The 12896-nt window shown below is 43.5% G+C and carries 10 protein-coding genes and 1 tRNA gene; 8 read left to right on the forward strand and 3 right to left on the reverse strand.

The annotated features are described in order from the left end of the window. From OSCI_RS04745 to OSCI_RS31860, 6 genes are all read left to right on the forward strand, one after another. Positions 1 to 1867, forward strand: a 1867-nt coding sequence (locus OSCI_RS04745; protein ID WP_039961743.1) for a DUF3769 domain-containing protein, incomplete at its 5' end; no start/stop codon positions are given. Positions 1868 to 1929: 62 nt separating this feature from the next. Then, the gene (locus tag OSCI_RS04750) at positions 1930 to 2352 is read left to right on the forward strand and encodes a four helix bundle protein (RefSeq protein WP_007353718.1); all 423 of its coding nucleotides are present in this window, start codon (positions 1930 to 1932) and stop codon (positions 2350 to 2352) included. A gap of 23 nt (positions 2353 to 2375) precedes the next feature. After that, positions 2376 to 3017: a hypothetical protein gene (locus OSCI_RS04755; protein ID WP_007353719.1), complete on the forward strand. Its 642-nt coding sequence runs from the start codon at positions 2376 to 2378 to the stop codon at positions 3015 to 3017. 157 nt (positions 3018 to 3174) lie between these two features. Next, positions 3175 to 3555, forward strand: a complete 381-nt coding sequence (locus OSCI_RS04760) for a hypothetical protein (RefSeq protein ID WP_007353720.1) — start codon at positions 3175 to 3177, stop codon at positions 3553 to 3555. Positions 3556 to 3678: 123 nt separating this feature from the next. Further along, a complete protein-coding gene (locus OSCI_RS04765; RefSeq protein WP_007353721.1) occupies positions 3679 to 7650 on the forward strand; it encodes an AAA family ATPase in 3972 nt (1323 codons plus the stop codon). Next, entirely contained in the window at positions 7647 to 7772 is a 126-nt protein-coding gene (locus OSCI_RS31860; RefSeq protein ID WP_019487118.1) for a hypothetical protein, read from the forward strand. Before OSCI_RS04765 ends, OSCI_RS31860 begins: the two co-directional genes overlap by 4 nt. Before the next feature lie 53 nt (positions 7773 to 7825). Here OSCI_RS31860 and OSCI_RS04770 read toward each other — a convergent pair. The 3 genes from OSCI_RS04770 to OSCI_RS04780 form a co-directional block, all read right to left on the reverse strand. Next, positions 7826 to 7897, reverse strand: a tRNA-Thr gene (locus tag OSCI_RS04770). A 78-nt stretch (positions 7898 to 7975) separates the two neighbouring features. After that, on the reverse strand, positions 7976 to 9766 hold the full coding sequence (gene pyk, locus OSCI_RS04775) for a pyruvate kinase (protein ID WP_007353722.1): 1791 nt from the start codon (positions 9764 to 9766) through the stop codon (positions 7976 to 7978). 255 nt (positions 9767 to 10021) lie between these two features. Further along, complete coding sequence (locus OSCI_RS04780; protein WP_007353723.1) at positions 10022 to 10921, reverse strand: COP23 domain-containing protein; 900 nt, start codon at positions 10919 to 10921, stop codon at positions 10022 to 10024. A gap of 135 nt (positions 10922 to 11056) precedes the next feature. Here OSCI_RS04780 and crtR point away from each other — a divergent pair, with 135 nt between their 5' ends. Together crtR and OSCI_RS04790 are read left to right on the forward strand one after the other, a co-directional pair. Beyond that, positions 11057 to 11947, forward strand: coding sequence for a beta-carotene hydroxylase (gene crtR, locus OSCI_RS04785; protein ID WP_007353725.1), 891 nt, complete (start codon positions 11057 to 11059; stop codon positions 11945 to 11947). A 172-nt stretch (positions 11948 to 12119) separates the two neighbouring features. Then, positions 12120 to 12698 carry a Uma2 family endonuclease gene (locus OSCI_RS04790; protein ID WP_007353726.1) on the forward strand — a complete coding sequence of 193 codons (579 nt, stop codon included), beginning with the start codon at positions 12120 to 12122 and terminating at the stop codon, positions 12696 to 12698. Positions 12699 to 12896 lie beyond the last annotated feature (198 nt).

A 12896-nucleotide genomic window follows, 5' to 3' on the forward strand; every position in this document is an offset into this window, starting at 1 on the left:
TCCCCCCGTTCCTCGTAGTATTGATACGGTAGAGATTAAAGCTGATAGACAAGAATTCGACGATCGCCAGCAAATAGTAACGGCGATCGGTAATGTCATTGTTAGGTTTCAGCAAAGTGTAATCGATGCCGATCGCGCAGTGGTTAACTTACTGACACGGCAAGTAGTGGCGGAGGGTAATGTTGCCTACAGGCGAGGGCAGCAAGTCGTGCGCGGCGATCGCATGGAATACAATTTAGGTTTAAACTCAGGCGCGATTGAACAAGCCAAAGGCGAGATTTTTATCCCCACCGCAGGTTCCGATCTCGCCCCAACATTGCCCACAGATATTAGTGCTGGCGGGCTTTTAGACGAACCCCTCAGCGATCGCATTCTCAGCCAGCAACCCGTGCGCGGAATTAGGGCCACTCCCGGTGCTAACGTTATAATTGGCGGTAGGAGAGGGCAATTTTTCACCTTTCCGCAAGTCGTCGGTACTGTTAACCGCGTGCGGTTTGAAGCTGAAAGGCTCGATATTTTACCCGATGGCAGTAGGGTAGCGACTAATATTCGACTGACTAACGATCCGTTTTCGCCGCCAGAATTTGAGATCAGAGCCCAACGGGCGGTAATTAGGCAGATTTCGCCTACTGCACAAGAATTAGTAACAACTAAGCCGCGCCTGGTTTTTGACCAAGCGATTAAAATACCTATATTTCCCCAGCGGCAAGTGTTTGATAGCCGCAGGCGGAGTGGCCCTTGCTGGACATTTGGCTTCGATGGGGGCGATCGCGGTGGATTGTATGCTGAATGTTCCTTGGATGTATTTACTGGGGGGCCAGTGCAACTGAATGTTACTCCCCAGTTTTACATTCAGAGGGCGATCGAGAAACACGATAACAACCCTTTTTTCCCAGACAATTACGGGATGAGGGCCAGCTTGAGTGCCGACTTGGGCTCGCGGACAAAACTGCAAGGGACAGCGCAAATTCTCAACTTTGACCAATTCCCCAATCTCGACGAAGAGGACTTTCGGGGTAACTTGCGGTTGCGGCAATATGTGGGCAACCACACGCTAACGGGGGAATACAGCTTTCGCGATCGCTTATTTAACGGCAGTTTGGGATATCAAAGCGTCCATAGTAGCGTCGGCGCAGTCTTAGCCTCCCCCGTCATTCCTTTGGGTGACAGCGGCATCAATGTTAGCTATCAAGTAGGCTATCAGTTTATCAATGCTGAGAGCGATCGGCCCGATTTACTCCCCCTATTCCGGCCCAATAACCGCATCGATCTCAACCGCTTTCAAGCCAGCATCGCCGTCAGTCGCGGTTTTAACCTGTGGAGTGGGCAACCCTTACCCCGCACCCCGACACAGGGTTTGAGGTACACAGCTAGGCCAGTAGTTCCCTTCGTGCAACTGGCGTTAGGAGTCAGGGGCGTTACCAGCATTTACAGCAACGGCGATTCGCAAAACTCCCTTGCTGGTAGTATTGGCATCCAAGGGCAATTTGGTCATTTCGCTCGCAGATATTTAGACTACACTGCATTTAACGTGACTTACACGCAGGTAGCACGGGATGGCTTATCGCCATATTTATTCGATCGCTTAGTGGATTTGAGAATCCTCTCCTTTGGAATCGTGCAACAAGTTTTTGGAGGTTTCCGAGTTGGATTTCAGTCAGCGATTAACTTAGAAAGCAGTGAAGTTATCAGTACAGACTACACTTTGGAATATAGCCATCGCACCTACGGATTGATCTTGCGCTTTAACCCGCAGCGTCAAATCGGCAGCTTTACCTTTCGGATCAGCGACTTCAACTGGCTAGGTACTCCCGAACCTTTCTCTGGTGTGCGAACTGTTGAAGGAGGTGTACGGCTATCAGATTAGTTAATTGTTAGTTGTTAGTTGTTAGTTGTTAGTTGTTGGTTGTTAGTTGTTAGGAGGGGAAGGTGGAAAGAACTAAGTTTGAAGAATTACAGGTTTATCAACTTGCGGAAAAATTAGCAGATAAAATCTGGAATATTGTAGAAGAATGGAATCAATTTTCTAAAGATACTGTTGGCAAGCAAATTGTTCGCGCAGCCGATAGTATTGGTGCTAATATTGCTGAAGGAAATGGTCGATATAGTTTTCAGGACAATCAACGTTTTGTAAAAATAGCGAGAGGTTCTTTGTATGAAACAAGGCACTGGTTAAGACGAGCTTATGTTCGGCACCTATTGACAAATGAACAAGTAAACAAGCTCAAGCCCATTATTGATGAATTGTCACCGAAGCTAAACGCTTACCTAAATTACTTAGAAAGTGCTGCCAAAAAACAATCAACAAAACATAACGAAAAAAACAACCAACAACCAACAACCAACAACTAACAATTAACAATTAACAATTAACAATGACAGATGTTACCGCTATATCTGCACAGGCAGCGTCTCTGCTGGTTCACTACAGTTTTGACATCAGCGGGGACACAGTTGAGGAATTGGTGGGTGAATGGTTGACCATTTACCCGGCCTATTGGTTGCGTTTAGCAGTCGTTGAAGCCCTTTATCAAGGGCGTTACAAAACCGTTTCTGTTGAACACTTATTAGCTATGTGGCAGCGGCGCGGTCAACCTCTCTATCATTTCAATCATGAATTTGAACGTTTAGTTTGCAGCAGTTTTCCGCTGGATTCGACAGTTGAAGAGGAGGCTACGCAGCCCCAAGAAGAGATAGATTTACCAGGATGGGAAACTCCGGCTGCCTCTGAATTACCGCCCCGTCAATCCCCTGTTTTGAATCAGGTAAAAGAGGAGGAGGAAGGAGTAAAAGTTAGCAAGTCTGGCGGTGAACTTACTATTTTAAATTGGACGGAGAAGAGTGCAGAAGTTGCCTCCGATCGCGAGGCTATAAGTGAGTCTAATTCTGAGGAATCTGATAGTAGTAATGAATTAGGAGATGTTGATTCTGCGGCTCATCCTGTGAAACATACTGACTTTTATAGTAAGTTGAAAGCAGTTGCAACAGAGGCAAAAAGGAAGAATGAAAGAGGGTAATTGGTAATTGGTAATTGCGGATAAATTTGGTGCGATCTGTGTAAGGCTGAGATGTTAAAAGATGTTAAAGAACTGGGCAGTGGTATCGTCAAGCATGAGATAATGATGACTGGGCAAAAATAAGATAAATTATAAAATTCACAGAGAGGGAGAAAATATGGACGCAATTACTACCGCGATTGTGACTGGTCTTGCTATTCCTGTGGCTAAAGATGCGATCGCAGATGCTTATGCAGCTCTCAAAGCTGCCTTAAATAAGAAATTTGGCGCTCAAAGTGACGTAGTTAATGCAGTCGAACAACTAGAAAAAAAGCCTGATTCTGAAGGTCGTAAAGCTACTTTACAAGAAGAAGTTGAAAACGCCAAGGTTAATGACGATCCTGAGATTGTCAAGTTGGCTCAAGATTTACTCAGCAAACTTAAAGAACAACCAGGTGGACAGGAGATAATTACTCAAACTCAAACCAACACAGTCAGCGGTGTAACTGTTGGTGGAAACTTTGAATTTAAGCCAGTGCAAGAAGGTAAGAAGAGTTAAGAAAAGCTGAGCTCAACAGACAATATATACACTACAACAAAGATGAAAGGCATTACTGGCTTTAGCTGAATCAACAGCCAAACGTGCCTCTATAATCGCTAAAACATCAGAGGTGTTACTAGCATGGGCCAATCAACTCCAGATCGCCAATTTCAGGAACAAGAAAACCTGATTAAAGATACTAACGTTCGTGGTGACTTGACCTTTGCACCAGTTCAGAACATCATCGAGACTCAGATTATCCAGTCTTCCATTGAGGCAGTAACACAGCGAAAGCTAAATAAGAATTCACCTTATCAAGGGCTAAAAAGATTTAACTTCAAGGATAGAGATCGTTTTTTTGGTAGAGATAAACTCATTGCTAGATTATTTGAAGCAGTAAATCGCAGTAACTTAAGTTTAGTTTTAGGTGCTTCTGGCAGTGGTAAATCCTCTGTCGTGCGGGCTGGGTTAGTTCCTGAGTTAAAAAAATCTTTGGAGTATCAAATATTTTATGACTTCATTTTTACGCCGAATCAAGATCCATTTGACTCCCTATATCGGTGCTTACTGAGTGAGGAAAAAGATTATAACTTCAGTAAGTTAGAGTCTGAAATTGCCCTAGAAGCCAAGGCAGATACACTGACTAAAGTGATTAGCACGTTAAAGAAAAGAGATGAACGGTGGTTGATTTTTGTCGATCAATTTGAGCAACTATTCACCTCAGATCAAGACGCAGAAAAATGCCAAAACTTTATTGCAGGTATTGTAAAAACTGCTAATTCAGGCGATAGTTGTGTCAAAATTATTGTAGCAATACGCGCTGATTTTTTAGAGCAATTAAGTTATTATCCAGACTTAGGTGAAATTGCAAATCAAAATAATATTCATATAGTAACAGAGATGTCCCCGGAGCAATTGCGACAGGCGATTGAGCAACCCGCAGCTAAACATGGAGTTGTATTTGAAGCAGGATTGGTTGAACAAATTATTAAAGAAGTTGAAGGACAAAAAGGGTTCCTTCCTTTATTGCAGTACACCCTGAATTTGCTTTGGCAAAGTGAATGCGAAACGATTAGTGCTGATGGTCGTCTTAATATTGAAGAACGCACCTTAACTAAAAAAAGTTATGAAAAATTAGAAGGCGTAAGAGGCGCACTACAAAAGCATATAAACGACATATATAAAAACCTCAATGAAGAGGAAAAGACAGCTACTAAGCAAATATTTTTAAGATTAGTGAATATCATTGAAACTGATTCAGGCAGTAAAACAGTTAGTAGACAAGCTTATCAGCATGAGTTTGTGGGTGAATCAGTTAAAAATACTATCAAAAAATTTATTGAGGCAAATTTGCTGGTTAGTAGTAGTGAAAATTTAAGCTCCAAATTACTAATTAGTAACCCTTCTCCTCTAAAACAATCTGCAACTGTAGAAATTGCCCATGAAGTTTTGCTATTATCTTGGGATGTTTTAAAGGGCTGGATTGAGCAAGAAAAAGAAGCAATTATATTGAGGAATTGGTTGGCTGGTGAAGCCAGAAGGTGGCAAAAAATCTGCTTAGAAAATGCGTCACAGGCTAACGATGAACTCTTGAAAGGCTCTCGATTAGATCATGTTGTAGAGTTTAGAAGTAACGATGCTTTTAAAAATGTTGGTGGTTTACAAGAACAGGAAAACCAATTTATTGATGCTAGTGTAGCACTGCGCGATCGCGAAAAACAAGAAAAACAAGAAATGGAACGCCGAATAAAGTTAGAACAGCGTATTATTGCAGGTGTAATTGGTGGTGCCGTTTGTGCTGTATTAGGTTTCTCAGTGTTTGCACTTTGGCAAAGGCAACAAATAGAGATAAATACCTTTACTCAATTTGCCGAACAACTCTTATTGATAAAACCAAAACAGTTGGATGGTTTAATAGAAAGCTTGAGAGCTACAAAGAAGTTAAAACAAGCATTTTTCCCAGCAAGTGATAGCCAAATGCGAGTTGTTACTACTTTGAGACAGGCTGTTTATGATGTGCGAGAGTTTAATCGCCTAGAGAAACATCAGGATGATGTAAGAAGTGTTAGTTTCAGCCCAGATGGTCAAATTCTTACTTCAAGTCGGGATAAAACAATAAAACTATGGACTAAAGAGGGTTACTTGTTGAAAGAGTTTAAAAAGGAGCATAGCGATACTATTTTGAGTGCAAGTTTTAGCCCAAATGGTAAAATCATTGCTTCAGGTAGTGCTAATGGAATTATTAAACTCTGGCAAAAAGATGGTGTTAATCTAAGTTCTCTAAAAACTATAAAAGGACATAGCGCCCCTATTCGTGCCTTGAAATTCACTCCCAATGGACAAATAATTGCTTCATCTAGTGAAGACGAAACCATTAGATTCTGGAGTTTGGATGGCAAACTATTGAAGACTATTCCGGCAAAACAAGTTAATCAAGGTTGGGTTTTAAGCATGAGTTTTAAAGATAACAAAACCCTCGCCACTGGTGGTGGTAACAACACTGTCAAATTTTGGAGAAGCAACGATGGCAAATTCAAAAATGTAGAACTACTGGGTACTCTTAAAGAGTATGATAGAAAACCAACGGGAGACGGAAGAGCAGTTTGGAGTATAGATTTTAGCCATGATGGAACGATGTTAGCTACAGGAGGTCGTGATGGTACTATTAAACTCTGGCGTAAAGAAAGTAAGTCCATAGATTGGATCAAAGATCTAAATTTTAAGCTAGAGGAAAAAGAGGTAAAAAGGATTTGTGAGAACGGAGTAAAAGAAAAAAGAAATGGTGTTGCCATTAGTTGTCTCAAAAAGTCTGAAGATTTTGTTAGAGGGGTAAGTTTTAGTCCCGATAACCAGGTAATTGCAGCAGCTACTTGGGATAAAAAGATTATACTTTGGTATTGGAATAAACCTGTCACTACACCAGAAACTCTTAATGGGCATGAAAAAGGACTATGGGGCGTAAGTTTTAGCCCAGATGGTAAAATTATTGCTTCGGCTAGTAAAGATAATACAGTGAAATTATGGAACAAACAAGAAGCTTCGCAGGCTTTTGGTGGAGGGGAGCAATCTATCTGGGATATCAGTTTTAATCCTGACAGTCAGATTATTGCTTCAGCTAGCGAGTCCAAAGTTGTTAAACAGAGAGCTATAAATGGTAATAGTCTATGTAAGGATTTGGTAGATCCTAATTTGAATAAAGCACTAGACTCCAAATGCGAAAGCCCCAAATTTAGCCATAATGAGAAGGTTAAAGGAGTAGCCTTTAGTCCTGATGGTAAAATTATTGCCTCTGCTAGTTGGGATTGCACTGTAAAATTGTGGCACTCTGATGGTCGTTTGATCAAAACTTTAACAGACCATTCAATCCAATCTAAAGAAAAAAATTGTAGTAATCAGTCTAGTCATAGCAAATATGTTCAAGGTGTAGCTTTTAGTCCTGATGGTCAGATGATTGCTTCCGCAAGTTCTGATAAAGAAATAAAACTTTGGAGTAAAGATGGTAATTTACAACATACTCTTAAAGGTCATAATGACTCAGTGTATAGAGTTAGATTTAGTCCCGATGGGAAAACTTTAGCTTCGGCAAGTGCTGACAAGACAGTTAAACTTTGGAGTAAGAATGGTGAACTATTGAACACTCTTGATGGTCTTGAGGGTCATAAAAATAGCGTAACAGATGTAAACTTCAGCCTCGATGGTAAAATTATTGCCTCTGCTAGTGCAGATCAGACAATTAAACTCTGGAATAAAAAGGGTAAATTGCTAAAAAACCTTTACGGACATTCAGGAGAAGTTCAGAGTATAAGTTTCAGCCGTGACGGTCAAATGATCGCTTCTGGTAGTAAGGATCATACTATCAAGATTTGGAATCGGGATGGTATTTTGCTGAATACTATTAATGTAGAAGTAGGCCCTATTTATTCAGTAAGCTTTAGTCCCGATCAGAAATACCTTGCCGCTGGCAGTGATGATGGTAGATTAAGATTGTGGAAAATGGATCTCGAAGGATTACAAAAAGAAGGTTGCGATATCGTGCGTGACTATCTAAAGAATAATCCTAATGTCAGCGATCGCGATCGCCTCCTTTGCGAAGGAATTGACCCTAAGAAATGAACGCATCATCTGGTATATCCAGTCAAACTAATATTTTGGTTAGTCTTAGTCTAAGTTGGGACAAACCTGCAATCGTAGCTTTAGCAGATGCGATCGCACACAAAATTCTTTACCTAACATAGCATCCGCCAATTACTCGACGAAAAATACCAATTGCTTAACTGACAATCCCCAAAGCCGATGGCGGGATTTGAACCCGCGACCGACCGATTACGAATCGGTTACTCTACCACTGAGCTACATCGGCACAGACAATTATTAATTGTAACACAAAACTAGAGAAGAAGACAAGAAAAAAGAATCTTGCCAACTTCCCCAACCACCCCTAAACCTTCAATTCCCCATCAGTAGGAGTCGAATTCTTCGCCCCCGAATAAACCAAACCCCGCTGCATATCCACAGTCAACATCGTACCGTCCCGAATCACCCGCGTTGCATTCTCCACCCCCACCATCACCGGTACGCCTAAACGCAAACCAATAATCGCCGCGTGAGAAGTCAAACTCGCCTCCTCAGTCACCACACCCGCCGCCTTGCGAATCATCTCCACAAAATCAACACTCGTATTTCGCACTACCAAAATCTCACCACTGTGGAAATCCCCCACATCCGCAGCAGACAAAGCCACCCGTGCCCGCCCGCTTACCGCTCCCAAACCCACGCCAGTACCCCTACCCAGCACCGCAGTCACCACCTCAACCTTAATCAAATCAGTCGAACCAGCCACCCCTTGCAGAGTACCCGCCGTCATCACCACCAAATCCCCATCCGACAACAAACCCTTCTCCTGGGCTACGCTAATCGCCGATTGAAAAGTCTGACCCGCCGAAGGCAAATCTAGCACTAACAAGGGCTTCACACCCCACACCATCTGCAACTGTCGCGCTACATCCACATGGGGAGTCACTGCCAAAATTGGAGTTTTCGGCCGAAACTTGGACACATTGCGCGCCGTCGCCCCCGTCTTCGTCAGCGTCATAATCGCCTGCGCCCTCAATTGCTCAGCAATTTGGCTCACCGCTTGACTAATCCCATTGGGAATCGACCGGCCCGTATCTTCCACCCCAGTGACATTGCGAGTAATCTCTTCCTGTTCAATCCGTACCGCAATTCTCGCCATCGTCGCCACAGCTTCCACTGGAAACTTGCCAACGGCCGTCTCATTCGACAGCATCACCGCATCAGTACCATCAATAATCGCATTCGCCACGTCGGAAATTTCAGCGCGAGTCGGGCGAGGATTATTCACCATGCTATCTAGCATTTGAGTTGCAGTAATCACCGGAATGCCCATCCGATTTGCACTGGCAATCAGTCGCTTTTGCAAAATCGGCACATCCTCGGCTGGCAATTCCACGCCCAAATCGCCACGCGCCACCATCACACCATTACACAAAGCTAAAATCGCTTCCATTTGTTCGATCGCTTCGTGCTTTTCAATTTTCGCAATCACCGGCACCTGCTTACCAGCCGAAGCAATTAGTTCTTTAATTTCCAGTACATCTTGAGGGTTGCGAACGAAGGAAAGTGCCACCCAGTCTACACCCTGATCCAGACCAAACATCAAATCTTTACGGTCTTTATCAGTGAGTGCCTTAATTGACAAATACACTCCCGGAAAATTCACCCCTTTATTATTAGAAAGGGGGCCGCCAACAACAACACGGCAATACAATTCCCGTGCCACTCGGTCTATTTTCTCCACTACCATCTCCACCTTACCGTCATCAAGTAAGATTGATGCTCCCTCCGGCACTTCATCTGCTAGGGGTTCGTAGGTGATCGAGGAAATTTTCTCAGTACCGGGGACTAAATGGCTAGTGAGAGTAAATGGGTCGCCCTTTTGAAGGATAATCGAGCCATTTTCAAAGCGTCCCAGGCGAATTTTCGGGCCTTGGAGGTCTAGGAGAATACCAACCGGCTGATTGAGCTCAAAGGATGTCTGCCGGATCAGGCGAATACTTCGCTGGTGATCTTCGTGAGTCCCGTGAGAAAAGTTGAGGCGCAAAGTAGTTGCACCCGCTTCGATGAGATCGCGGAGTACCTTTGGGTTCAGGGTTGCGGGGCCAATAGTGGCGACAATTTTAGTCCGGCGGTGGGAATTTTGCAGTTGCATGAAATCAATTCACGGGGCAGATGACTTAGAGGCTTTTATTTCGGCTATCCCATTATTGAGAATGCCGCTGACGCAAGTCTAAATTAATCAGGATTTTTTAAAGTCAGCAGCAGCATGGGCATTGCCACTTTACCAGATATAACGCTTGTCATACCTAAATTTTGGGAATTAAGTGTTCTGACGACGATCGCGCTGCCAACTTTGAAGATCGTGGTGTTGATTCTTAAATGCAAGAGTAGCGATCGCCAATCGGCCCTAGTTGCGGAAGTTATCGGGATTGAGTCGCGGCCCCGGTTGACTCCGCAAACCGCCTCGCAGTCTGGTACCTGTACCGCCGTCGGCCCGATCTAGGAAAGGTCGCAAGTAGATGCTGTCACTCTGAGAATTGCGCCTGTTTCTGGGTGAATCCATCCCTAAGACTCTTTCGATGATTCTGCCAGTATTCCCATCGACAAAGGTATTGACACCTTGGGTAGACTGTCCGCTGTCGGCGACGGTGAGGTTTTGGAAGACGCGATCGCGCGTTAATTTTGGATCTTCCCCTGGGGGTACTGTCAGCACAATCCGACAATCGGGATTTTTTTCTGTGGTCACGCAAATCACGCTGTAACCGTTTTCAACTCCTGTTCGCAGTTCATCTAAACCATCGGGTCTGTAAGATTCTAAACGCCTGCTAATCTCACCGCATCGGCGTTCTGACGACCAACCGCCGCCTAGATCGCTGGGTATTGCCCAAGGGTAAGATTGATTGGGTTGGCTTTGAGGATGATACATTACCGTCGATTTGCCGTTATCCAACTCACAAGTAAACCGGGGTTCGCTAACTGTCTTGCTGTCATCGTCAGGGGTTGGCGACTCATCCTCAGCAGTTGGGTCAAGGGGGTCAGTTGTCGTTGCATCTGCATCTGAGGGTTCCGCAGCTACCCGTACAGGTAAATTATTGTTGATACTGAGTGAGTATCCCAAAGCACTGCCAGTAGTCAGGAGTGCTGACCCTGCTGCCAAACCCAGTATTTTCCAAAGGTGCGATGCCAATAGCTTTGACGGCATAAAATTATTCTCCTCGATCGAAAGTGTTTGCTGTAGCGGTTCAGGTTTCTCGCGCCGCGTAATAAATTCCGAGGCGGCTCTTGACAAAAATCCCAATGCACCCACTTATTTTATCTGTAATAGCATTTAGCTCTCAAGAATTCCATCCCCTGAGCGGGGTGGGAGTGTCAAAAAACTTTACTGTTGGGGGTTTGTATCCTATACTACCCAAGGATGAAATATTAAGGAGTACAAACAACAATGTCGGAGCCCCGGCGGTCACTGACAGTACCTAAAGAGTTTCTGAGCCCTCCGGGTGATTTTAATCCAACGCTGCTGCTGTTTTTGAGCGCAGTAGCCATCCTGGGCATTTCTAATGTGGGTTATTGGTGTTGGCATTGGCCCGATTGGTGCTGTTTTTGTCTGAACGTGCTTGCCTTACACATGGCAGGAACAGTTATACACGACGCTTCTCATAATGCGGCACATCGCGATCGCATCATTAACGCTATTTTAGGTCATGGTAGCGCCTTGATGTTGGGCTTCGCTTTCCCCGTATTTACGCGGGTGCATATCCAGCATCACGCTCATGTTAATGACCCAGATAACGATCCCGATCATTTTGTTTCCACTGGTGGCCCTCTGTGGCTAATTGCTGCTAGATTTTTTTACCACGAGATTTTCTTCTTTAAACGTCGCCTGTGGCGCAAATTTGAGCTGTGGGAATGGTTTTTCAGCCGTTTATTTGTAGCGGCAATAGTTTATATTGCGATTCAATACGACCATTTAGGTTACGTCCTGAATTTTTGGTTTTCCCCTGCCTTAGTAGTAGGTTTGGCTTTGGGGTTATTTTTTGATTATTTACCGCACCGTCCGTTTCAGGAACGCGATCGCTGGAAGAATGCTAGAGTTTACCCCAGTCCAATTTTGAACATCTTAATTTTAGGACAAAACTATCACCTAATTCATCATTTGTGGCCTTCCATTCCTTGGTATAATTACAAGCCAGCTTATGAAGCAGTCAAACCTCTTTTAGATGAGAAAGGATCGCCTCAAACACTAGGAATACTAGGAGGTAAAAAGGACTTTTGGAGTTTTATATACGACATTTTTCTGGGAATTAGGTTGCATCATAGCAAAACTTCTGATTAATTAACTAACAAAAACCCGGCTTCTTTAAGAAACCGGGTTTTTTAGTCCTATCTACGATCCCGAAATTAGGTTAGATTTTATTCCTCAACCCAACACCAGGGTTGTAACTGGATTTTTTTAATTGGTATAAAATGAATCTATTGGCCAGACAACCTAGCTTCTCACAACTGCCATGACTCAAATCACCCTCGACCTCAACCCCATCATCAAACTTACCGAAGAACAGTTTTTTCAACTTTGCCAAGAAAACTCCGATTTAAAACTAGAACGAAACGCCAAAGGAGAATTAATAGTTATGCCGCCAACAGGAGGAGAAACAGGTAGAAGTAATGTTAAAGCGATTGTACCATTGGCAATATGGAACGAACACACCCAACTCGGCGAAGTCTTCGACTCATCTACAGGTTTTACTCTACCAAATAAAGCCAATCGTTCCCCCGATGCCTCTTGGGTAGAAAAATCTCGTTGGGAAGCTTTAACTCCCGAACAAAGAGAGAAATTTATACCCCTTTGTCCCGACTTTGTAATTGAAATTCTTTCACCAAGCGATAGCCTTAGCAAGACTCAAGAAAAAATGCAGGAATATATCGATAATGGCTGTCGTCTTGGTTGGCTAATTAAACGCAAAAAACAAGAAGTAGAAATTTATCGGCCTGGTAAAGAAATGGAGGTTTTGAAATTTCCTCAAACCTTATCTGGCGAGGATGTCTTACCTGGATTTACCTTGAATTTACAGCGAATTTGGGAATAGGAGCATGATTGAGAGTGCAAGGGCAACCCTAATTTCATCACATAAAAGTATTTGATTTTTTCAATATACATTCATGCTGTCCTAGAAGGTGCTAATAGCTCTTGTTCCGTCGAAATTGGCAAGGATGCTAATATCCCTAGTTTGTCACTCTAGGCAGAAGAAAATTGGTGAAAAGCATTTAATTTAGTCCCTGTTAAA

Source organism: Kamptonema sp. PCC 6506, assembly GCF_000180455.1.
GTDB lineage: Bacteria > Cyanobacteriota > Cyanobacteriia > Cyanobacteriales > Microcoleaceae > Kamptonema > Kamptonema formosum.

Excerpts from the sequence above, each read along its gene's own strand:
- OSCI_RS04755 (WP_007353719.1), top strand. The coding sequence starts at position 2,376 with ATGACAGATGTTACCGCTATATCTGCACAGGCAGCGTCTCTGCTGGTT.
- crtR (WP_007353725.1), top strand. The coding sequence starts at position 11,057 with ATGTCGGAGCCCCGGCGGTCACTGACAGTACCTAAAGAGTTTCTGAGC.
- OSCI_RS04760 (WP_007353720.1), top strand. The coding sequence starts at position 3,175 with ATGGACGCAATTACTACCGCGATTGTGACTGGTCTTGCTATTCCTGTG.
- OSCI_RS04765 (WP_007353721.1), top strand. The coding sequence starts at position 3,679 with ATGGGCCAATCAACTCCAGATCGCCAATTTCAGGAACAAGAAAACCTG.
- OSCI_RS04790 (WP_007353726.1), top strand. The coding sequence starts at position 12,120 with ATGACTCAAATCACCCTCGACCTCAACCCCATCATCAAACTTACCGAA.
- pyk (WP_007353722.1), bottom strand. The coding sequence starts at position 9,766 with ATGCAACTGCAAAATTCCCACCGCCGGACTAAAATTGTCGCCACTATT.
- OSCI_RS31860 (WP_019487118.1), top strand. The coding sequence starts at position 7,647 with ATGAACGCATCATCTGGTATATCCAGTCAAACTAATATTTTGGTTAGT.